The organism is Isoptericola sp. NPDC057559 (assembly GCF_042801555.1).
Taxonomy (GTDB): domain Bacteria; phylum Actinomycetota; class Actinomycetes; order Actinomycetales; family Cellulomonadaceae; genus Isoptericola.
This window is the reverse complement of sequence record NZ_JBHVFQ010000001.1, coordinates 509,307-530,330: the sequence shown is the minus strand read 5'-3', so window position 1 is coordinate 530,330 and position 21,024 is coordinate 509,307. Positions and strand designations below refer to the sequence as shown.

The window sequence follows — 21,024 nt, the reverse complement described above, 5'->3', positions numbered from 1 at the left end:
CCACCTGGGAGGTTTTCCATGACACGACGAGTGACCAGACCAGCCCTCCGTGCCGCAGCGTTCGGCGTCGCGGCCCTCCTCGCGCTCGGCGCCTGCTCGTCCGGGGGCGGTGGCGGCGGCTCGACGGCGAGCACCGCCGGCGGCCTCGAGGGCGAGCCCGCCGAGGGCGGCGTCGTCCAGGTGCTGCAGAACGCCGACTTCTCCTACCTCGACCCGGCCAAGGGCTGGGACGGCGGCGTGAACAACTTCTACCGCCTCGTGTACCGCACCCTCACGACGCCGGCGTCCGGCAGCGCCGAGGACCCGAACGAGATCGTGCCCGACCTCGCCACGGACACGGGCACGGTGTCGGACGACGGCCTCACCTGGACGTTCACGCTCAAGGACGGCCTGAAGTTCGACGACGGCGACCCGATCACGTCGGCGGAGGTCAAGTTCGGCGTCTCGCGCGCCTGGGACCCGGAGATCGGCATCGGCTCCCCCTACGCCAAGCAGGTCATCGACGCCCCGAAGGACTACGAGGGGCCGTACAGGTCCGGCGACCTGCCGACCATCGAGACGCCCGACGACACGACGATCGTCTTCCACCTCAAGGCGCCGTTCCCCGACTTCCCGGCCGTCGCGTCGCAGCCGAACTTCGCGCCGTTCCCCGTGGGCTCCGGCGCCGGCGACGAGTTCCTCAACGACATCGTCGCCTCCGGGCCCTACACGCTCGACACCTACACCCCCGGCAGCGTCATCAAGCTGGCGCGCAACGAGAACTGGGACCCGGCGACCGACGACGTGCGGACCGCCAAGCCGGACGGCTGGAACTTCCAGCTCGGCCTGGACCCGTCCACGATCGACGAGCGCCTGCTCGCCGGGCAGGGCACGGACGTCAACGCCATCGCGGGCAACCTTCAGCCCGCCACCCTCGCCCGCGTGCAGGACCCGCGGTACAAGGACCGCCTCGTCGACTGGCCCGGCGTCTGCACCACCTACATGGGCCTCAACACCACGAAGAAGCCGCTGGACGACGTCAAGGTGCGCCAGGCGATCTCGTACGCGATCGACAAGACCGCCGTGCAGAACGGCACCGGCGGCACCATGCTCGCCGACATCGCCACCACGACGATCCCCACGTCCGTCGCGGGCTACAAGGACTTCGACCTGTACCCGAGCGAGAACAACGCGGGCGACGCCGACAAGGCGAAGCAGCTGCTCGCCGAGGCCGGCTACCCCGACGGGTTCTCGATGGTGCTCGACATGCGCACCCAGCCCAAGCTGCAGGCGCAGGCCGAGGCCGTGCAGCAGTCGCTGGCCCGCGTGGGTATCAAGGTCACCTTCAACCCGATCGACACCTCGAAGTTCTACGAGACGATCGGCACGCCGAAGCTGCAGAACGACGCCGCGATCACCGGCTGGTGCCCCGACTGGGCGTCGTCGGCGAGCACCGTCGTCCCGCCGCTGTTCGACGGCCGGCGCATCACCCCCAAGGGCAACTCGAACCTCGGGCAGATCGACGACCCGGCGATCAACTCCGCCATCGACGACGCGCTCGCCATCACCGACCCGGCGGCCGCGAACGAGGCCTGGGGCAACCTCGACGAGCAGGTCCTCAAGGAGGCGCCGATCGTGCCGCTCCTGGTGGAGAAGGTCGTGCTGCTGCCCGGCGAGAACATCACCGGGGTGTACTCCAGCCCCGGCGTGGCGACGGGTGGTCTCGACTACACCGGCGTCGGCCTCAAGGACCCGAGCAAGGGCTGACCCATGACCATCAGCATGACCACGCTCGAGACCGAGACCGGGGGCGCGCCGTCCGTCGGCGTCGCGCCCCCGGCGCGCCGGCAGGGGGTCTGGCACCACCTGCTCCGCTCCCGCGGCGCGGTGCTCGCCCTGTCCTACATCGCGCTCGTCGCGCTGCTGGCCGTCGCCGCGCCGCTCGTCGTCAAGCTCTCCGGCTGGGGGCCGTACGAGTTCGACCAGTCGGCCATCGACCCGAACCTCGGCGGCCTGCCGATCGGGCCCCTGGGCGGGATCAGCGCCGAGCACTGGTTCGGCGTCGAGCCCGGCACCGGGCGCGACCTGTTCGCGCGCATCGTCTACGGCGCGCGCACCTCCATGCTCATCGCGCTCGCGGCGACCACCCTCACCACCCTGCTGGGCGTCCTCTTCGGCCTCCTCGCCGGGTACCACGGCGGCAAGGTCGACCAGGTCGTCTCGCGCGTCATGGACTTCCTCATGGCGTTCCCGGCGCTGATCTTCATGATCGCGATCCTCTCGGCGCTGCCGGCGAGCAACCGGGCGCCGCTGCTGGTGCTGGTCATCTCGGTCTTCGGCTGGCCGTACCTCGCCCGCGTCGTGCGCGGGCAGACGATGACGCTCGCGCAGCGCGAGTTCGTCGAGGCGGCCCGCGCGTCCGGGGCGTCGGGGTGGCGGATCGTGCTCCTCGAGATCCTGCCGAACCTGCGCTCCACGATCATCGTCATGACCACCCTCGCCGTGCCGGGGTACATCGGCACCGAGGCGGGGCTGAGCTTCCTCGGCGTCGGCGTGGTCCCGCCGACCCCCTCCTGGGGCCAGATGATCGCGCAGTCGATGAGCTGGTACGCCGTCGACCCCATGTACTTCGCGATCCCCGGGACCTTCCTGTTCCTGCTCGTGCTGTCCTTCACGGTCCTCGGCGACCGGCTCAAGGACGTGGTCGACGCGGGGGAGAGGCGCTGATGGCCCGCTTTCTCGTGACGAGGCTCGCCGGCATGGTCGGCGTCCTGTTCCTCGTCGTCCTGTTCACCTACGCGATCTTCTTCGCCCTCTCCCCCGACCCCGCCGTGCAGATCTGCGGCAAGAACTGCACGCCCGAGCTGATCGACCAGATCCGCACCAACCTGGGTCTCGACCGGCCGTTCTACGAGCAGTTCCTCGGGTTCCTGTCGGGGCTGTTCGTCGGCACCACCTACGGCACCGGCGCCAACGCGATCGACTGCGCGGCGCCGTGCCTCGGCTACTCCTTCCAGACCGGCCAGCCCGTGCTCGCGATGTTCGAGCAGCGGATCGGCGTCTCCGCGACGCTCGCCGTCGGCGCGGCCGTGCTGTGGCTGCTCATGGGCGTCGGCGGCGGGCTGCTCGCCGCGATCAAGAAGGGCACCTGGTTCGACCGCGCCGCCACCGGCGCCGCGCTCGGGGGCGTCTCGATCCCCAACTACGTGCTGGCCCTGGTGCTGCAGTACGTGCTGGTGGTCCGGCTCGGGTGGCTGCCCTTCCCGCAGGCGGTGCCGTTCGGCACCGACCCCGGCCAGTGGTTCCTCAACTTCGTCATGCCGTGGCTCGTGCTCGCGTTCACCTACGCGTCGATGTACCAGCGGCTCACCCGGGCGAACGTGCTGGACACCCTCGACGAGAACTTCGTCCGCACGGCGCGGGCCAAGGGCCTCGCCCCGCGGCTCGTGTGGCGGCGGCACGCCCTCCGCCCCGCCCTGACGCCGGTCGTGACGCTGTTCGGCATGGACTTCGCCGGGCTGCTGGGCGGCGCGATCATCATCGAGACCGTGTTCGGTCTCAACGGCGTCGGCAAGATGGCGTCCGACTCCATCACCAAGAACGACCAGCCGGTCATCATGGGCGTCACGCTCGTCGCGGCGTTCCTCGTGATCGTCGGGAACGTGGTCGTGGACATCGTCTACACGACCATCGACCCGCGGGTCCGGATCGGAGCGAGGGCATGAGCGCGCTGCTCGAGGTCGAGGACCTCACCGTCACCTTCCGCACCGCGCAGGGCCCGGTGGACGTCGTCGACGGGCTCTCCTTCACCCTGGAGCGGGGCGCGTCGCTGGGGATCGTCGGCGAGTCGGGCTCCGGCAAGTCGATGACGTCCCTGGCCGTCATGGGGCTGCTGCCCCCGACGGCGAGCCTGCGGGGCCGCGTGGCCCTGGAGGACACCGACCTGACCTCGCTGTCCGAGTCGAAGGTGCGGCACCTGCGCGGCGACCGCATGTCGATGATCTTCCAGGACCCGCTGTCCTCGCTGAACCCCTACTACTCGGTGGGGCAGCAGATCGAGGAGGCGTACCGGGCCCACCGTGCGGGCGTGACCCGGCGGCAGGCCCGGAAGGTCGCGGTCGAGGCGATGGAGCGCGTGCACATCGCGGACGCCGCCCGCCGCGTGGACCACTACCCGCACCAGTTCTCCGGCGGCATGCGCCAACGCGTGATGATCGCGATGGCGCTGTCCACCGAGCCGGACCTGCTCATCGCCGACGAGCCCACCACCGCGCTCGACGTCACCGTGCAGGCCCAGATCCTCGACCTCCTGCAGGAGGTGCGGCGCGAGACCGGGACGGCCCTGATCCTCATCTCGCACGACCTCGCGGTGGTCAGCGAGATCGCCGAGGACGTGGTCGTGATGCGGCACGGGGTGAGCGTCGAGCAAGCGTCCGCCGAGCGGCTGTTCTCCGACCCGCAGCACCCGTACACCCGCGCGCTGCTCGACGCCGTCCCCCGGATCGACGACGAGATCGGCGAGCTGCGCAGCATCGACGTGGTGGGAGGGAACGCATGAGCACCATCAGCACCGGGACCGAGGCCCCCGCCGCCCCGGCCGCCCGCACCGGGCAGGCCCTGCTGACCGTCACCGACGTGGTCAAGGAGTTCGCCGTGCCCGGCACGGGCGGCCTGCTGGCCCGGGCGGACACGTTCCGCGCGGTCGACGGCGTGAGCCTCGAGGTGGGCGACCGCGAGACGCTCGCGCTCGTGGGCGAGTCCGGGTCGGGCAAGTCGACGACGGCGCGGATCGTCGCGCGGCTCATGGACGCGACGTCGGGCGAGATCGTGTTCGACGGCGAGCCCGTCACCCAGGTGCGCGGCGAGCGGCTGCGCCGGTTCCGCAACGACGTGCAGGTGGTGTTCCAGGACCCGTACTCGTCGCTGAACCCGCGGCACACGGTGGAGCGGATCGTCACCGCGCCGCTCGTCTACCAGGGGCACGACGTGCCCGGTGGCACCAGGGCGTTCACGCAGCAGCTCATGGAGCGCGTGGGCCTGGACCCCGACCACCATCGCCGCTACCCGTCCCAGTTCTCCGGCGGCCAGGCGCAGCGCATCGGCATCGCCCGGGCCCTCGCGGTCTCGCCTCGGCTGGTGGTGTGCGACGAGGCGGTCTCCGCCCTCGACGTGTCCGTGCAGGCGCAGATCATCAACCTGCTGCGGCGGCTGCAGCGCGAGGAGGGGTTCAGCTACCTCTTCATCGCGCACGACCTCGCGGTGGTGCGGCAGATCGCCGACCGCGTCGCCGTCATGTCGAAGGGCCGGATCGTCGAGCAGGGCGCGCGCGACGCCGTCTTCGACGACCCGCAGCACGAGTACACCCGGACCCTGCTCGCCGCCGTGCCGCGGATCCGGCCCGAGTGGGAGCGGGCGCGCCGCGAGGCGGCCCGGGCCCGGCCCGCCGCCCCCGAGGAGGAGACCACCGCGTGACGACCTACCACCTGCCCGGCCTGCACGTCACCGAGCACGGCACCACCGTCCCCCTCGACTGGTCGCGGCCCGACGGCGAGCAGATCCGCGTCTTCTGGCGCGAGGTGGTCGACCCCGACCGCCGGGGCGACGACCTGCCCCTCCTGGTCTACCTGCAGGGCGGGCCGGGCGGCGCGTCCCCGCGCCCCCTGGACCGCGGCGGATGGATCGACGAGGCCCTGAAGACGTACCGCGTCGTGCTGCCCGACCAGCGGGGCACCGGCCGCAGCACCCCGCTGGACGGCGAGGAGGTCGCCGCGCGCGGCGACGCCGAGGCGGGCGCGGACTACCTGGCCTGCTTCCGCGCGGACTCGATCGTGGCCGACCTCGAGCACGTGCGCCGCACGCACTACGACGGCCGCCGCTGGGCGAGCCTGGGCCAGTCGTTCGGCGGCTGGATCACCCTCGCGTACCTGTCGACGGCGCCCGAGGGGCTCACCGCCTGCTACGTCACCGGCGGCATCCCGGGGACGCCGGCGAGCGCCGACGAGGTGTACCGGCGCACGTTCGCCCGCGCGGAGGCCAAGACCCGCCGCTACTACGACCTGTACCCGCAGGACGTCGAGGCCGTCGCCGCGATCGCCGACCGGCTCGCCGCCGGCGACGTGCGCCTGCCCGACGGCGACGCCCTCACCGTGCACCGATTCCAGTCCCTGGGGATCGACCTGGGGATGAAGCCCGGGTCCGAGCGCCTGCACTGGCTGGTCGACGACGCGTTCGTACGCCCCGGCCGGCTGTCGCACGGGTTTCTCGAGCAGGTGCTGGTGCGCTCGTCGTCGGCGTCGAACCCGCTGTTCTGGACCCTGCAGGAGTCCATCTACGGCGACGGGGCGAACGGCCCCACCGCCTGGGCGGCGCAGCGGGCCCGCGACGAGCGGCCGCAGTTCGGCCCCGACGAGCGGCCGCTGCTGCTCACGGGCGAGATGGCCTTCCCGTGGATGTTCGACGAGGTGCGGCTGCTGCGGCCGTTCGCCCCGGCCGTGCACGCGCTCGCCGCCCGCGCGGGGTGGAGCCCGCTGTACGACCTCGAGCGGCTCGCCGCGAACGACGTGCCCCTGGCCGCGGCCGTCTACTTCGACGACATGTACGTGGACTCGGGCCTGCAGCTCGACACCCTGTCCAGGCTGGGCGGCTCGCACGCCTGGGTGACCAACGAGTACGAGCACGACGGTCTCGGCGACCCCCGGGTGCTGCGGCGCCTGCGGGAGCTCGTCCGGGACGCGGGAGGAGAACGACGATGACGCACCACGACCAGGGCCACCGTCCGCCCCACGCGGGCAACCGGACCCCACGCCTCACGGAGGTGCCCGCCTTCAACGCGATGATCGCCGAGGGCTGGGGCACCGACGTCGTGCCCGCCCGGGTGCCCGGCGGCGCGGCCGAGGCGGCCGCCGCCCACCGCGCGCGGCTCGCGGAACGGCTCGGCGGGCGCACCGTCGTCGTCGGGGCCGGGCGCGCGCCCGTGCGCAGCAACGACACCTCGTACGACTTCCGCGCCGACAGCGACTTCGTGTGGCTGACGGGGTGCCAGATCGAGGACGCCGTCGTCGTGCTGCACGGCACCGACGCCGTGCTCTTCGCGCCGCCCCCCGCCAGGCCGGGCGACCCGGCGTTCTACTCCGACGCCCTGCACGGCGAGCTGTGGGTGGGCGCCTCCCCCGGTCTCGGCGAGTGGGAGCGCGCGCTGGGCGTCCCCGTGCGGCCCCTGGCCGACCTGGACGAGGCCCTCGCGCACGGGTCCGGCTGGTGGGCCGGGCGCGGGGTGCCGGCGGACCTCGTGACACGGCACGGCCTGGAGCGGTCCGCCGAGCTCGCCCGGGTCTGCTCCGACCTGCGCATGGTCAAGGACGCCTGGGAGGTGGCGCAGCTGCGCGCCGCCGTCGACCACACCGTGACCGGCTTCGAGGCGGTGGCGCGCGAGATCCCGGCGGCGGTGCGCTCGGGCGGCGAGCGCTGGCTGCAGGGCACGTTCGACCGCCACGCCCGGACCACGGGCAACGGCCCCGGCTACGCGACCATCATCGGCAGCGGGCCGCACGCCCCCACGCTGCACTGGGTGCGCTGCGACGGCCCCGTGCTGCCCGACGCGCCCCTGCTGCTCGACATGGGGGTCGAGACCGACACCCTGTACACCGCCGACGTCACGCGCACCGTGCCGCCGTCCGGCCGGTTCAGCGCCGAGCAGCGCGCCGTGCACGACCTGGTGGAGAAGAGCCACCGGGCCGGGATGGCGCACGTGCGGCCGGGCGTGAACTACCTCGACTTCCACTACGCGGCGATGGAGGTGCTCGCCGAGGGCCTGCACGACTGGGGCCTGCTGCCCGTCTCCGTCGACGAGGCGCTGTCGCCGCAGGGCCAGCACCACCGCCGCTGGCTCGTGTGCGGCATCGGGCACCACCTGGGCCTCGACGTGCACGACTGCGCGCACAGCGACTGGAAGGACTACATGGGCGCCGACCTCGAGCCGGGCGTCGTCATGACCGTCGAGCCGGGGCTGTACTTCCACGCCCACGACCTCACCGTGCCGCCGGAGCTGCGCGGCGTCGGCGTGCGGCTGGAGGACGACCTGCTCGTCACGGACGACGGGCACGAGGTGCTCTCCGACGCCCTGCCCATCGACGCGGCCGGCGTCGAGGCCTGGACGACGGCCCTGCTGGCCCCGTCCGTCTGAAGGCGTCCCTGCCCCGGCGCCGGCCGGGGCAGGGACGAGCAACACCCGCGTCACCAACGTCAGGCAGGACCTCCGCAGACGAAGGGAAGACTGGTGTGAAGAACGGACGAGAACGGGGCGCTCGAGCCGCCCTGACCGCGACGCTCACGGCGTCGGCGACGCTCGCGGCGCTGCTCGCAGGGACGGGCGGGCCGGCCGCCGCGGACGAGGACGCGGCGGCCGTCCCCGTCGCCGCCGACGGCACCGTGGCGACGGACCCGGGGTTCGACGGCCCCCAGGTCACCGAGGTCCGCGTCATCAACGAGGGCAAGTTCCTCGAGATCTCCTGGGACCGCTACGTGGACGAGACCGCGGCGGTCAGCGTCGACAACCTCACCCTGACCAGCGGCGGCACCAGGGTCGCCCTCACGCCGAAGCCCGCCACCGGACCGACGGACACGATCTTCTTCGACAAGGACAACCGGCAGATCGCGGCGTCGGACGCCGACAGCATGGCGCGGCTCCCCGACGACCTGCACCTCGCGAGCGTGGCGTACACCGGCACCCTCGACCCCGACCAGCCGCTCACCCTCACGATCGACGGCTCGAGCATCGAGGACGCCGAGGGCCGCCCCGCCCAGGACGTGACCTACACCGGCGTCCCCCGGCTCGACTACTACACGCAGTCGGTGACCACGGGGACGGGGATCACGGTCAAGGCGGACCCGCGGGTCGACCCGGCCACGCTGGACCTCGCCGCCGCCCAGGTGGACGTCCAGCTCGGCAAGACGGACAACGGGATCGCGGACCGGATGGCCGACTTCGGCTGCTCCCTGGCGGTGTACGCGGCGCGCGAGAACGCGTACCTCGTCCCCGAGCACCGCGGCGGGTACGACCCCGAGATGTACGACGTCGAGGGGTACGGCGGCAGCGAGTGGAACGGCTGCGTCTCGTCGATATCCGAGCGCAACGTGCTGCGCACGCGCGACGACGAGAACGCGTTCCTCAACACGGGCTACCGGAACGAGAACATCCTGGTCCACGAGTTCGGCCACGCCGTGCGCTTGGTGGGGATCGAGACGCTCGCGGACGAGAGCCTCTCCGACGAGCTGTACGCGGCGTACGAGAACTCCTGGGCGACCGGTCGGTGGCCGAACACCTACGCGATCGGCAACATCGACGAGTACTTCGCGACGCTCTCGGCGATCTGGTTCGACGTCATGGCGGAGAAGCCGGACTGGACCGACGGCGTACGCAGCCCCATCAACACCCGGGCCGAGCTGAAGGAGTACGACCCGCAGGCCTACGCGCTGTTCGCCAAGGTCTACCCCGCCGACCTCACGCTCCCCGCCCCGTGGGACGAGCCGGCGCCCGACGTCTACCACGGCGACTACACCCAGGTTCCCCCGGCCCCGGAGCGGGAGACGGCGCAGGACGTCGACTTCGCCACGGACGCGTTCCGGATCGTGACCACCGGCGTCGGCACCGAGTACCAGGTGGACCGGTACGCCGGCGACGCCGACCACCCCGAGCGCGACGTCGTCGTCTGGTCGCGGTGGGGCGACGGCGTCTGGTCGCTCGCCCCGGCGGGCGGCGGCGCGTACACGATCGCGGCGTCCGACGGCTCCGGCGCCCTCGCCGCGGTCTCGGACACCGAGGTCCGGTACGCCGGCGTCGAGGCGGACGCGGACGACCCGCGACAGCGGTGGAGGTTCGTCCCGGACACCTCGACCGCGGAGGAGTACGACGGGCGGCTCGTGAACGCGGCGAGCGGTGGCGCCCTCGACGTTGACGGCCGTACCACCTCGGGCGTGTCCCTCACCCTCACCGAGCCGGCCGACGCCACCCGGTGGCTGCTCGAGGACACCACACGCACGGCCGTGCAGGGCACCGGGGCATACCTGCTGCCCGACGTCACGGCGCCCGAGGTGACCTTCGCGTGGGCCCACCCGAACCGGAAGTCCCTGACGCTCGGCGCCACCGACGACGCGTCGGGCGTCGCGCTGCTGGAGTACCGGGTGAACGGCGCCGCCTGGACGCGCTACGAGGACGTGGTCGGGATCCGGCCCCACGACCGGGTCGAGGCCCGGGCGACGGACCGGGCGGGCAACGTCTCGGAGGTCCTCACGGTGCGCCGGTCATGACCTGACCGACCCCGCAGGACGACGAACAGGCGGTTGGCACCGGTATGGAGCGAGAGATCGGTCCATACCGGTGCCAACCGCCTGTTCGGCAGTGCGGTGCGGCGGGGTCAGCCGCGCTCGTGCGCGCCGATCATCGGCAGGCCGAAGGCCAGCGAGACGGCGAGGATGCCGCCGACGACGAAGTAGGGGTCCAGGGTCGGGTTCCCGCCGGAGACGCCGGAGCCGAACAGCACGAGGCCGCCCAGGAAGAGCACGAACGCGCCGATGAAGCGCCCGAGGACGGCACCGGTGGGCTCGGACTTGACGCGCGGGTTGACCTGGAAGTCGCTCATGGTCCGAGGATATGCCGCCCGCCGCGGGCGGGGCCAACGACCGCGGCGGGCGGCTCCCCGGACGTCACCGCACGCGCACCGTGAGCTCCTTGCTGCGCGTCTCGCCCGCGGCGTTGGTGAGCACCGCGACGTACCGGTGCGCGCCGGCGGCGCGGGCGGTGAGGACGGTCGTGGCCGACTGCGCGTCTCCCCCGGTCCCCGGCACGAGCTCCTGCCGGTCCACCTCGACGCCGTCCTCGTACAGGACGTACCCGGTGGCCTGCGTGCCCCACCACTTGTGCATGGTGACGGCGTAGTCGCCGTCCCCGTCGCCGTTGTCGTGCGACAGCGTGGGCGTGCCCGGGTTCGCGTCCGTGACCCGCACCGTGTGGCTGCCGGCGCAGGGGGTGGTGCCCGCGGCGTTGACCAGCTCGCACGTGTACTCGTACGCGCCGTTCCTCTTGCCGGTGACGGGGATGGCGACCCGCTGGGCGCCGGTGCCGCCGTGCGTCAGCTTCTCCGTGTGGATCAGCGCTCCGTCCTCGTAGAGCCGCATGCTGGTGGCGTTCTCGCCCCACCAGAGGTCGACGAGGACGTCGTAGTCGCCGTCGCGCAGGCCCGTGTCCCAACCGTTGTCGTCGCTGATCCGCGCCTGGCCGGGCGCCCCCGCGGGCACCAGCACCTCGCGCGTCCCGACGACGCCGTTCACCTCGACCTCGACGGTCGCGCGGCCGGGGGCGACGGCGGTCGCCTCGTGGGTGACCGGGTCGAGGGCGAGGACGGTGCCGCGGGGGGCGTCGTCGGCCGACCCGACGAACACCCGGTCACCGCCCCAGCGCGAGGAGACCGGCCACGCGACCGGCACCTCGCGGGTGCCGTCCTGCGTGAGCAGGGCGCTGACCTGGCCGGACGTGCCCACGGCGAGCTCCTCGGGCCCGCTCACCGCGACGCTCGCGGCGCGGGCGTTGACCTCCCAGGAGAACCAGCCGCCGTCGCCGGTGCCCCGCGCGGCCGGGTCGATCCCCACCATCGACCAGCCGGTGAAGCCGCCGTCGGCCGGCGTGCTCGCCGGGCTCTTGCCGGAGTTGCCGTTGACGACGTAGGGGATGCCGTCCTCGGTGCCCGCGTGGAAGACGCCCACGTGCGACCCGACGGACGCGACCTGCTTGCCCGACGTCTCGCGGAAGTCCTCGAACCACGCGCGCAGCGTCCGGGCCTCCACCCGGTCCTGGAGCTGGCTGGCCTTGGTGGGCAGCGGGTCGTCCAGCGGGTGGTGGAAGAGGGTCACGACGCCGGTGACGCCGTCGTCCGACGCCGCGTCGTCGAGCGCGTCCCGCAGGGCACGCAGCTGGGCGAAGTCGCTGCCGAGCCGCCCGCTGGACGAGTCCAGCATCACGAGGCGCGTGGTGCCGCCGTCGGGGTCGCGCGGGTCGGGCACGTCGACGACGTGCGTGCGCTCGCCGAACTCGTCCTCGAAGTTCTCGATCGAGCCGCCCATGACCTCGTGGTTGCCCGGCAGGTAGTACCAGGGGAAGTCGGCGTCGGCGAGGCCCTCGTCGAGCACCTCGCGGGCTAGGTCGAAGTCGGCGGGCGACGCCTCGTCCACGAGGTCGCCGTTGATGACCAGCAGGTCCGGGTCCTCGGCGACGATCTCGGCCAGCGCCTGCTTCGCCCCCTGCACGGCGCCGGAACCCGGGTCGCGGGCGACGAACTGCGCGTCGGACAGGACGGCCACGCGCAGCGGCGCGTCGTCCGTGGCGCCCTCCGCCACGACCACGGGGTCCTCGACGCGCTCGGCCTGCGGCGCGTCGACGTCCGGCGGCACCTGCGCCCGCACGTCCGAGATCGTGAGCGCGCCCTTGTACTGGGAGGCCGCGCGCGTCTCCAGCACCCGCACGCGCTGCACCGTGAGGGGGTACGCGACGCCCTCCGGGACGGCGAACTCGACCTGTCGCCACCCCTTCCAGGACACGGTGGGGCCGTCGAGGTTGGTGACGACGCCGTCGCCCTGGCGCACCTGCAGGCGCAGCCAGGCGCCCTGCTCGTCGCCGTCGACCCACATCGTGACCTTGCGGGGCTGGCCCGCCACGACGATCCCGCCGTCGGGGGCCACGGCGTACTGGCCGCGCGTGGCGGTGGACTGCGTGAAGTCGTAGGTGAGCTTCAGGCCGGCCGCGCCGTCGTGCCCGGCGGCGGGGGCGACCGAGCCGCCGGCGGCTCGGTCGTGCGCGGAGGTCCAGCGGGCGGCGTCCGCCAGGTCGGCGACGACGACGTCCTCCAGCGAGACCGCCACGGCGACCTCGACCTCCTCGTCCCCGACGGCGAGCGTGAAGCTCGCGGCGCCCGAGGGGCGCAGCGCACGGACGGTGAACGACCCGTCGGCCGCGGGCTCCAGCGCGGCCACGCCGTCGCCGCCCGTGACCTCGACGTCGCGCGCCTCCACCGGCGCCGAGTACCCGTCGGCGTCGTGCCCGACGACGGTGAGCGACGCCGTCGCGTCGTCGTCGGGGAGCGTCACCACGGGCTCGGGGACCGTGAGCCGCACCGGCTCGCCGAGCACCGTGAGGTCCGCGGAGCCGGTCGCCACGCCGTCGGACGCCGGGGCCGCCGCGCGGACGGTCGTCGTGCCGGCCGCGACGCCGGTGACGACGCCCGCGCCGTCCTCGCCGCGCGCGACCGTCGCCGCGGCGGCGGCGCTCGTCGTCCAGGAGTCCGGGCGGGTGTCGACGGCCGCCCGGGTCTCGTCGAAGCCGGCCGCCGTCAGGGTGCGGTGCAGGCCGGGGAAGACGCGCAGCGCGTCGGTCGCCGGGGCGTCCCCGGTGGGGACGGCCGCGCGGACGTCGAACCCGTGCACCTCGCCCGAGCCCTCGGGGGTGAACAGGCCGAGGCCGTTGGCGTCGAGCCGCTCGGTGCCGTCGGACGGGCTGTTGAGCACGCTGGTGCCGGCGTCGCCGGGCAGCCGCGCGACCATCGTCGTGGAGCCGCCGCCGTCGAGGTTGATCGCGTCGTCGGCGCCGAGCTGGCCGAGGAACCGGCCGAGCTCCGGCAGCGACGCGCCGATGCTCTGCGCCTGCCGCCCGTCGACGACGACGAGGTAGGCCGTGCCGCCGTCCGCGCTGATCCCGACCGCCGTGCGCGGGTGCCGCAGCGTCGCGAAGTCGCTGGTGGACGACGTGACCTCGCCGTCCTCGAGCAGCCAGTCGTCCGGGTCGCCGCCGATGGCGGTGCGGATCTCGCCGAGGTCCTCGCGCAGCCCGTAGGCGAGGGACACCTCGGCGCCGGGCGCGAGCGCCTTGAGCGCGTCGGCCGCGGCGCCCGGGCGGGCGACGACGGCCCGCACGTCGGCGGGCAGGCGGCCCGCACCCGGCTTCCCGACGGAGACGACGGTCCCCGTGGTCGCACCGTCCGCGGCACGGACCTGCACCTCGACGCCCTGCTCCCCCGCGCCCAGCGGGCGCGTGCGCGCCACGTCGCCCCAGGCGGCGTCGAAGACGGCGACGCCGCCGGCCGGGACGCCGGTGACGTTGAGCCCGGCGACGGGCAGCTCGCGCGCGCCGGCGCCCGAGCCGAAGGAGACGGTGCCCTCCAGGAAGAGCTCCGCGAGCCGCGCGACACCGGACGTGTCGACCGTCAGGGCCTTCTCGCGCCCGGGGGTCGCCGACTTCAGCAGGGTGCCGTCGTCCACCGCGGCGCCGAGGGCCGCGCCGGAGTTGTTGATGTCGAAGAAGTCGCCGTTGACCGCCGCGACGGCACCGCGGTCGGCGGCCATCTCGCTCACGGTGGCGTTGCCGGCGACGGCGTCCGGGCCGAGGTAGCCGAGCCGCGGTCCGTCGTCCTGCCCGAGGTGGGCGACCAGCACCTCGCCGCTCAGCCAGCCCGCGGCGGACACCCGCGCGAACTCGGTGAGCTCGAGGCCGGGGGCGATCAGCCGCTCCGTGCGCTCGGTGACGATGGCCGCGCCGCCGTCGTCGAGCGGCAGGTCCGCGACGTCGTCGCGCTGCGCCGTGGCCGCGGCGGGCGCGAGGTCGGCGGTCGCGACCGGCAGGTCGGGGTCGGGCGTCGCGGCCGCGGCGGCGCCGGCGGGGACCGCCATCGCCAGGCCGAGCAGGACGCCGATCCCTGCCGGGACGGTCGCTGGGCGTCGGGCAGGGGGCAGAGCTCGGCTCATCGGATCCTCCGCTGGTCGGGCCGGGACGTGCGCCGTCGCAGCGTCCCGCGTCCAGGTTGCCATCAACTTTCATGATGTCAACCGGCAGGGAAACTTTTCATCAGCCGAGCGGCGGCCGGGCGAAGACCGGCGGGCGCTTCTGGAGGAAGGCCTCGATCCCCTCGCGCGCGTCCGGCGTCTCGAACAGCTCACCGAGGGCCGTCTGGTCGTCGGTGAGTGCCGCCTCGAGGTCCTGCTCCCGGCCGAGGTCGATCCGTCGCTTCGCGACACGCACCGCCTCGGCCGGCAGCTCCGCGAGCGTCGTGGCCAGCTCGAGCGCCGCGCCCGACAGCTGGTCCGGTTCGATCACGCGCGCGACGACGCCGCGGGCACGCGCCTCCTCCGGGTAGACGGTGCGCCCGGTCATGACCACCTCCTTGGTCCACCGGGTGCCGAACTCGCGGGCCAGCCGTGGCGGCCCTCCCCCGCCGGGGACCAGTCCCAGCCGGACCTCCGGCAGCCCGAACCGGGCGTTGGACGAGCACAGGATGACGTCGCAGCAGAGCGCGATCTCGAAACCCCCGCCGAAGGCATAGCCGTTCACCGCGGCGACGGTCGGTTGCGGCAGCGCGCTCAGGGCGTCGAAGACGAGGCGCGAACGGTGCTGGTACGCCTCGAACTCGGCCCGGCCCGACGTCGCGTACTCGCCGATGTCGGCACCGGCCACGAAGCCCTTGCCGGTCCCCGTGAGGACGACGGCGCGCACGTCCTCCGCGTCCTGCAGCGCCGCGACCTCGCGCCCGAGAGCCGCGACGAGCGAACCGGAGAAGGCACCGAGCTTCTCCTCCCGGTCGATCCGCAGGACGCGGACCGCGCCGTCGTCGTGGACCACGAGGTGCGGGTGGACACGTCGCTGGTCAGCCATGGGTCCGGGTCCTCTCGCCGGTGGCGGTCGCGGTCGTCGTGAGTCGTGCGACCTCGTCGTCGGTGAGCACCTCGCGCAGCACCTCTGCCGTGTGCTCACCCACGCGGGGCGGGGGCAGGCGCAGCTGCCAGGGGGTCTCGCTGAGAGTGACGGGACAGCCGATCAGCGAGATGGCCGTGCCGTCGGGGCCGTCGGTGGTGACGAGGAGGTCGGAGCCCTGCTCCTGGAGCTCGGCGACGGCCTCCTGGGTCGTCCGCACCCGCGCCGCCCAGAGCCCGGCGGCCCCGAGCTCCCGGACCCAGTGGGCGGCCGGCTCTCGGCGCAGGTGTCCCTCGAGCAGGCGCTTGACCTCGTCGCGCTCGGCCCAGGGGTCGAGGTCCGCGAGGGACGGGTCGCCCACGACGGCGGCGACCACGTCCAGCGGAGCCATGGCCAGCGCGACCCAGCCGTCCCGCGCCTCGTAGACGCCGAACGGCGCGGAGAGCCATGCCTGCCCGATGCCCTCCTCGGACCGCTCGTAGGCCTCGTCCTGGTTGAGGAACGCCGAGATCTCCTGGCACTGCATCGCGATCGCGGTGGAGTAGAGGTCCACCTCGACGCGCTGTCCGACGCCGTGCCGCTCGCGCGCCACGAGGGCGGCGAGGACGCCGTTGGCCAGCGTGAGGGCCGTGGCGTGGTCGACGATCGCCGTCCCTGCCGGCGTCGGCGGGTCGCCGCGGCGACCGGTGGCGGCCGCGAGCCCCGACATGGCCTGGATGAGGAGGTCCTGGCCGGGTCTGCCCTCCCGGGCGAACGGCGTGTTCTGCCCCCACCCGGAGCCCGAGCAGTAGACGATGTCGGGCCGCACCGCCCGGACATCGTCGTAGCCGAGCCCCAGCCGGTCCAGCACGCCCGGGCGGAAGTTCTCCACGACGACGTCGCAGGTCTCCGCGAGCCGCAGCAGGGCCGCCCGCGCAGCGGGGTCCTTGAGATCGAGCGCGACCGACCGCTTGTTGCGGTTCATCGCGAGGAAGGCCGCCGACTCACCGGCGACCAGGTCGCCCATCATCTCCAGCCCGCGTTCCCACTCCCCCGCGGGGCGTTCCACCTTGATGACGTCCGCGCCGAGGTCCGCGAGCATCTGCGTGCCGTACGGGCCGAGCATCATCTGCGTGAAGTCGAGGACGCGGATCCCCTCGAGTGCCTGGGTCATGAGTCGTTCTCCTCGGATACCGGCTCGGGCTCGACCGAGGCGCGCAGGGCCCGCCGGTCGACCTTGCCGTGGTGGTTGCGCGGCAGCGTGGCGCGCACATGGATCTGACGCGGTTTCTTGTACGAGGCGATGGCCGCCGTGCACGCGTCGCGCAGCGCCGCCGCCAGGACCTCGGGGTCCCGCAGCGGTCCGTCCTGATCGACGACGACGAACGCGTGGACGGCCTCGCCCCACCGGGGGTCCGGTACTCCGGCGACGGCGACGTCGGCCACCCCCGTGACCCGCTCGAGCACCCGCTCGACCTCGCGCGGGTGGACGGTGAACCCGCCGGACGCGATGGCGTCGGCGCCGCGCCCGGCCAGCCGGAGATAGCCGTCGTCGTCGATGCTGGCGCGGTCCCCGGTCGCGAACCACCCGTCGCGGAGCACCTCGGCGTCGAGGTCCGGCCGGCCCCAGTAGCCGGGCATGACGGCCGGGCCGCGCACGGCGAGCTCACCGTCGTCGACCCGGTGCCGGACACCGTCGACGAAGCGGCCGGCCGACGCGAGCCGTCCGCGCGCCCAGGCGACGTCCGGGCCGCCGGCGACGAGCGCCTCCGCCGCGGCGTCGTGCTCCTCGGGGGTGAGCACCGTGAGCGGCGCGAGCGCCTCGGCGAGGCCGTAGAACTGGGTGAGCGTCCCGGGAAAGCGGCGGGAGGCGCGGACCAGCGTGTCCGTGCCCACGGCCGAGCCGCCGTACGGGAGGCTGCGCAGGCTCCCGCCCGCGGTCGGCCGCCGTACCGCCGCGTCGACCAGCCGTGCCAGCAGCACGGGCACGAGCGGCACCACCGTGCCGTCGTGCGCCTGCACGAGGTCGAGGACGGCATCGGCGTCGAACCGCGGCGCGACCACGGTGCGGGCACCCTGCGTCAGGCAGTCGAGGGCCACCGACCCGGCGAAGTGCGCCATCGGCGCGGCGAGGACCACCGTGTCGGCCTCTGTGAGCCGCGGCAGCAGGGCGAGGGACGCCCGGGTACGGGCCGCCCACGCCCCCTGGGTCACCACCGCCGCCTTCGGGTCACCGGTCGTGCCCGACGTGTACATGAGCATGGCGACGTCGTCGTCGTGCAGGCGGCCCGGGGCCGTCGGCTCGTCGGACGCCGACGAGCCGTCGGGCGGCTGGTCGGGGTCCAGCCCCAGCACGACGGCGGCCGACCCGACCTCGCGCAGCGCGGCCCGGAGCTGGGCGACCTCCCCGGTGTCACCGCACACGACGGCCGCCCGCGAGTCGGCGGCGATGGCCGCGACCTCGCGCACGTGGAGCCGTGCCGACACGGCCACCCGGACGAGGCCGTGGCCGAGCAGCGCCTGGTCGACGAGCCGAGCCGTGACGCCGTTCCCGAGGTGCACGACGACCCGGTCCCCGGGCCCGGCCCCGCGCTCCGCGAGGACCGCCCGGATCCCGGCGGCGACCCGCGCGGTCTCGGCGAACGACAGCCAGCGGCCGTCGTGCCACAGCGCGGGGGCGTCCGCGTGCCGCTCGTACGTCGCCCGGAGGACGGCGGGGAGCGTCCCGGCGAGGCGTGGGCTAGCCGACACGAGCGCCCGCCCAGAGCTCGTCGAGGTGCGCGACGACCTGCGCGTCCCTCGCACCCCCGCGGATCAGGTCGTGCAGCGCCGTCGCCGCGGCGCGCTGGAACCGCGGGTAGCCCGGGCCCCGCGGGCGCAGGAAGGACCGCTCCATGGTCGCGAGCGTGCCGCCGAAGAAGCCGCCCGCGCGCCGGTCGGTCCCGGGGTCGTGCCAGGCCCGGGCGGCGGCGGGCTGGCCGCCGGCGGCGGCGTAGCTTCCCGCCTGGACGTCGGGCGACGTCGCGAGGAGGACGAAGTCCGCAGCTTCCTGCAGGTTCGTCGAGCGTGCCGACACGGCGAGCCCCACCCCGCCGGTGAGGGAGCCCGTGGGCGTCCCCGGCGCGCCGGACGGCGCGTCCCCGAACGCGACGCGCGCGGCACCCGGCCGCTCCAGCGCATACGTGACGTAGCCGAAGACGAGGGGCGAGTACACGGCCGCACCCGCTCCGGCGAGCTCGTCGAGCACCTGGATCGGGCTGGCGCCGAACGAGCGCTCGGGCACCAGCGCCAGGACGTCCCGGAGCAGGTCGAGGGCGCCGAGCGCGGTGTCCTCGTCCAGTCCGCCGTCGCCCCACCACGCCGGCCGGTCGCCGGCCCGACCGCCCTGGTGCACGGCCTCGCACATCGAGAGGAAGGTCCCCCACAGGTGCGTGGGGTTCGCGGCGAGCAGGGTGCGCTCCGGCCCGAGCGACGCCAGGTGCAGGACCGCGTCCTGCCAGGTGCGGGGCAGGACGCCCGCACCTCCCGTGGTCCTGGCGGCGCTCACCATGCAAGCCGCGTCGACCGGGAGGGCCATCAGCCGCCCCTCCCAGAGATAGCTCCGGAGGCTCGGCCCGACGTAGTCGCGGTCGCGCCGGTCCAGCTCGCCGGCCGCGACAAGCTCCGACAGCGGCGCGAGGGCGCCGTTGCGCGCGGCGTCCCCGACGAAGGGGTGGTCGATGGCCAGGACGTCGAAGTCCTCCGCCAGCTCGTCGAGCGGGACGTCCTCGAACTCCTCGAGCGGGCGTGCGGTCCACGCCACCGTCGTGCCCGTACGGGCTTCGTGCTCGTCGGTGGCCCGGAGAATGGGGTCGACGGCTCGTGGGTGGTCCCAGATCAGCCCGCGCAGGGTGGTGGTCGGCATGCCGGGGTACTCCTTCGGTCAGGGGTGCATGGGGCCGGTCAGACCGCGGTCTGGAGCACCGGGCGCCGGGCGACGTTCCGTTGGTGGACACCGACCGCGACGAGTCCGGCGATCGCGACGACCTGCAGGACGATCAGGTAGTAGGCGGGGGCCAGCAGCGACCCTGTCGACGACACGAGCGCCACGACGATGTAGGGGGCCACGCCGCCGAACGCCGCGTTCGCGACGGCGTAGACGATGCCGAGGAACGAGGTCCGCACCTTGTCAGGCGCGAGCTCCGACAGCAGCGCCGGGGTGGGCCCGGCCACCAGTCCGAGGGCGGCGGCGAAGAGGAGCACCGCGGCGCCGATCGCCGCGGGCGTGCCCACCACGAGCAGCTGGTAGCAGGGGATCGCGAGGACCGCGAGCAGGACCGCGCCCACGAGCATGACCTTCCAGCGGGCGAAGCGGTCGGACAGCCAGCCGCCGAGCACGACGAAGCCCGCGTACGCGGTGAGCCCGACGAGCGAGGCCGTCAGGCCCTGGTGGAGCGGACGCTCCAGGACCCCCTCGAAGAAGGTGGGCAGGAACTGGAGGGTCACGTAGCCGCCGGCGGTCCAGGACACGATCGCGGCGGTGCCCGCCACGATCATGCGCCAGCTGGAGCGGAAGACCTCCTTGATCGGGGCCTCCTCCAGCGAGTCCGTCGCCTGGAGCTCGACGAACGCCGGGGACTCGTCGATGCGGCGGCGGATGTACCACCCCACGACACCCAGGGGCAGCGAGAGGAGGAAGGGGATGCGCCACCCGAAGCTGTACAGGAACTCCTCGCTCATCGCCGAGGTCAGCGCGGCGCCGAGCCCCGCGGAGACGGCGAGGGCGGCGACGATGCTCGCGGGCTGCGCCGAGCCCATCAGGCCGCGGCGACCGTCCTTGGCGGTCTCGAACAGGAGCGACGCGGCACCGCCGAACTCACCGCCCGCCGAGAATCCCTGGACCAGTCGCAGGACGGTGAGGGCGGCAGGCGCGAAGGCACCGATCTGCGCGTACGACGGCAGGACCCCGATCAGGGTGGTCGCCCCCGCCATCAGGAGGATGACCACGGAGAGGACCCAGCGCCGTCCGTGACGGTCCCCGAGGTGGCCGAACACCAGGGCGCCGACGGGCCGGAGGACGAATGCCGCCGCGAAGATCGCCAGCGTGGCGAGCAGGCCGACGACCCCTTCACTCTCGGGGAAGAAGACCTTCGCGAGGACGGCCGAGAAGTACCCGTAGATCGCGAAGTCGTACCACTCCACGAAGTTTCCGGCGGCTGCCGCCGCGACGATCCGGGGCCTGCTGAGGGTTGTTGTCGACATGTGGCGTCTTCCTTGACGTGTCGGGGGGACGGGCTCGTACGGACGCCGTCCGGCGTGGGCGAGAGCGACGGTAACACGTGTTAACGATGTCGCCAAGG

15 protein-coding genes are annotated in these 21,024 nt (G+C 73.8%); 8 read left to right on the top strand and 7 right to left on the bottom strand.

What is annotated here, in order from left to right; translation table 11 throughout:
- The first annotated feature begins 18 nt into the window (after nt 1–18).
- The 8 genes from ACFU5J_RS02360 (at nt 19) to ACFU5J_RS02325 (ending at nt 10,284) form a co-directional block, all read left to right on the top strand.
- The gene (locus ACFU5J_RS02360; protein ID WP_430577675.1) at nt 19–1,746 is read left to right on the top strand and encodes an ABC transporter substrate-binding protein; all 1,728 of its coding nucleotides are present in this window, start codon (nt 19–21) and stop codon (nt 1,744–1,746) included.
- Between the two features lie 3 nt (nt 1,747–1,749).
- Nucleotides 1,750–2,706, top strand: a complete 957-nt coding sequence (locus ACFU5J_RS02355) for an ABC transporter permease (protein ID WP_430573685.1) — start codon at nt 1,750–1,752, stop codon at nt 2,704–2,706.
- Nucleotides 2,706–3,704, top strand: coding sequence for an ABC transporter permease (locus ACFU5J_RS02350; RefSeq protein WP_430573684.1), 999 nt, complete (start codon nt 2,706–2,708; stop codon nt 3,702–3,704). The genes ACFU5J_RS02355 and ACFU5J_RS02350 overlap by 1 nt, the downstream gene beginning before the upstream one ends.
- On the top strand, nt 3,701–4,537 hold the full coding sequence (locus tag ACFU5J_RS02345) for an ABC transporter ATP-binding protein (protein WP_430577674.1): 837 nt from the start codon (nt 3,701–3,703) through the stop codon (nt 4,535–4,537). The genes ACFU5J_RS02350 and ACFU5J_RS02345 overlap by 4 nt, the downstream gene beginning before the upstream one ends.
- On the top strand, nt 4,534–5,451 hold the full coding sequence (locus ACFU5J_RS02340; protein ID WP_430577673.1) for an ATP-binding cassette domain-containing protein: 918 nt from the start codon (nt 4,534–4,536) through the stop codon (nt 5,449–5,451). The genes ACFU5J_RS02345 and ACFU5J_RS02340 overlap by 4 nt, the downstream gene beginning before the upstream one ends.
- Nucleotides 5,448–6,731 (top strand): alpha/beta hydrolase family protein, encoded by a 1,284-nt coding sequence (locus ACFU5J_RS02335; RefSeq protein WP_430573681.1) that lies wholly within the window; start codon nt 5,448–5,450, stop codon nt 6,729–6,731. The genes ACFU5J_RS02340 and ACFU5J_RS02335 overlap by 4 nt, the downstream gene beginning before the upstream one ends.
- Nucleotides 6,728–8,161, top strand: a complete 1,434-nt coding sequence (locus tag ACFU5J_RS02330; protein WP_430577672.1) for an aminopeptidase P family protein — start codon at nt 6,728–6,730, stop codon at nt 8,159–8,161. Before ACFU5J_RS02335 ends, ACFU5J_RS02330 begins: the two co-directional genes overlap by 4 nt.
- Before the next feature lie 95 nt (nt 8,162–8,256).
- Entirely contained in the window at nt 8,257–10,284 is a 2,028-nt protein-coding gene (locus ACFU5J_RS02325; RefSeq protein ID WP_430577671.1) for an RICIN domain-containing protein, read from the top strand.
- Nucleotides 10,285–10,391: 107 nt separating this feature from the next.
- On the opposite strand, the gene ACFU5J_RS02320 is transcribed toward ACFU5J_RS02325, so the two are convergent.
- From ACFU5J_RS02320 to ACFU5J_RS02290, 7 genes are all read right to left on the bottom strand, one after another.
- Nucleotides 10,392–10,616, bottom strand: coding sequence for a hypothetical protein (locus ACFU5J_RS02320; protein ID WP_430573678.1), 225 nt, complete (start codon nt 10,614–10,616; stop codon nt 10,392–10,394).
- A gap of 64 nt (nt 10,617–10,680) precedes the next feature.
- On the bottom strand, nt 10,681–14,763 hold the full coding sequence (locus ACFU5J_RS02315; protein WP_430577670.1) for a phosphodiester glycosidase family protein: 4,083 nt from the start codon (nt 14,761–14,763) through the stop codon (nt 10,681–10,683).
- Nucleotides 14,764–14,863: 100 nt separating this feature from the next.
- Nucleotides 14,864–15,667 carry an enoyl-CoA hydratase/isomerase family protein gene (locus ACFU5J_RS02310; RefSeq protein ID WP_430577669.1) on the bottom strand — a complete coding sequence of 268 codons (804 nt, stop codon included), beginning with the start codon at nt 15,665–15,667 and terminating at the stop codon, nt 14,864–14,866.
- A complete protein-coding gene (locus ACFU5J_RS02305) occupies nt 15,660–16,859 on the bottom strand; it encodes a CaiB/BaiF CoA transferase family protein (protein ID WP_430577668.1) in 1,200 nt (399 codons plus the stop codon). The genes ACFU5J_RS02310 and ACFU5J_RS02305 overlap by 8 nt, the downstream gene beginning before the upstream one ends.
- Complete coding sequence (locus ACFU5J_RS02300; protein WP_430573674.1) at nt 16,856–18,436, bottom strand: class I adenylate-forming enzyme family protein; 1,581 nt, start codon at nt 18,434–18,436, stop codon at nt 16,856–16,858. Before ACFU5J_RS02300 ends, ACFU5J_RS02305 begins: the two co-directional genes overlap by 4 nt.
- Complete coding sequence (locus ACFU5J_RS02295; protein ID WP_430573673.1) at nt 18,426–19,589, bottom strand: extracellular solute-binding protein; 1,164 nt, start codon at nt 19,587–19,589, stop codon at nt 18,426–18,428. The genes ACFU5J_RS02300 and ACFU5J_RS02295 overlap by 11 nt, the downstream gene beginning before the upstream one ends.
- A 38-nt stretch (nt 19,590–19,627) precedes the next feature.
- On the bottom strand, nt 19,628–20,926 hold the full coding sequence (locus ACFU5J_RS02290; RefSeq protein ID WP_430573672.1) for an MFS transporter: 1,299 nt from the start codon (nt 20,924–20,926) through the stop codon (nt 19,628–19,630).
- Nucleotides 20,927–21,024 lie beyond the last annotated feature (98 nt).

Bases quoted from the DNA above. Each gene is read 5' to 3' on its own strand.
- ACFU5J_RS02360 (WP_430577675.1), top strand. From the start codon at position 19: ATGACACGACGAGTGACCAGACCAGCCCTCCGTGCCGCAGCGTTCGGC.
- ACFU5J_RS02355 (WP_430573685.1), top strand. From the start codon at position 1,750: ATGACCATCAGCATGACCACGCTCGAGACCGAGACCGGGGGCGCGCCG.
- ACFU5J_RS02350 (WP_430573684.1), top strand. From the start codon at position 2,706: ATGGCCCGCTTTCTCGTGACGAGGCTCGCCGGCATGGTCGGCGTCCTG.
- ACFU5J_RS02345 (WP_430577674.1), top strand. From the start codon at position 3,701: ATGAGCGCGCTGCTCGAGGTCGAGGACCTCACCGTCACCTTCCGCACC.
- ACFU5J_RS02340 (WP_430577673.1), top strand. From the start codon at position 4,534: ATGAGCACCATCAGCACCGGGACCGAGGCCCCCGCCGCCCCGGCCGCC.
- ACFU5J_RS02330 (WP_430577672.1), top strand. From the start codon at position 6,728: ATGACGCACCACGACCAGGGCCACCGTCCGCCCCACGCGGGCAACCGG.
- ACFU5J_RS02320 (WP_430573678.1), bottom strand. From the start codon at position 10,616: ATGAGCGACTTCCAGGTCAACCCGCGCGTCAAGTCCGAGCCCACCGGT.
- ACFU5J_RS02315 (WP_430577670.1), bottom strand. From the start codon at position 14,763: ATGAGCCGAGCTCTGCCCCCTGCCCGACGCCCAGCGACCGTCCCGGCA.
- ACFU5J_RS02310 (WP_430577669.1), bottom strand. From the start codon at position 15,667: ATGGCTGACCAGCGACGTGTCCACCCGCACCTCGTGGTCCACGACGAC.
- ACFU5J_RS02305 (WP_430577668.1), bottom strand. From the start codon at position 16,859: ATGACCCAGGCACTCGAGGGGATCCGCGTCCTCGACTTCACGCAGATG.
- ACFU5J_RS02295 (WP_430573673.1), bottom strand. From the start codon at position 19,589: ATGCCGACCACCACCCTGCGCGGGCTGATCTGGGACCACCCACGAGCC.
- ACFU5J_RS02290 (WP_430573672.1), bottom strand. From the start codon at position 20,926: ATGTCGACAACAACCCTCAGCAGGCCCCGGATCGTCGCGGCGGCAGCC.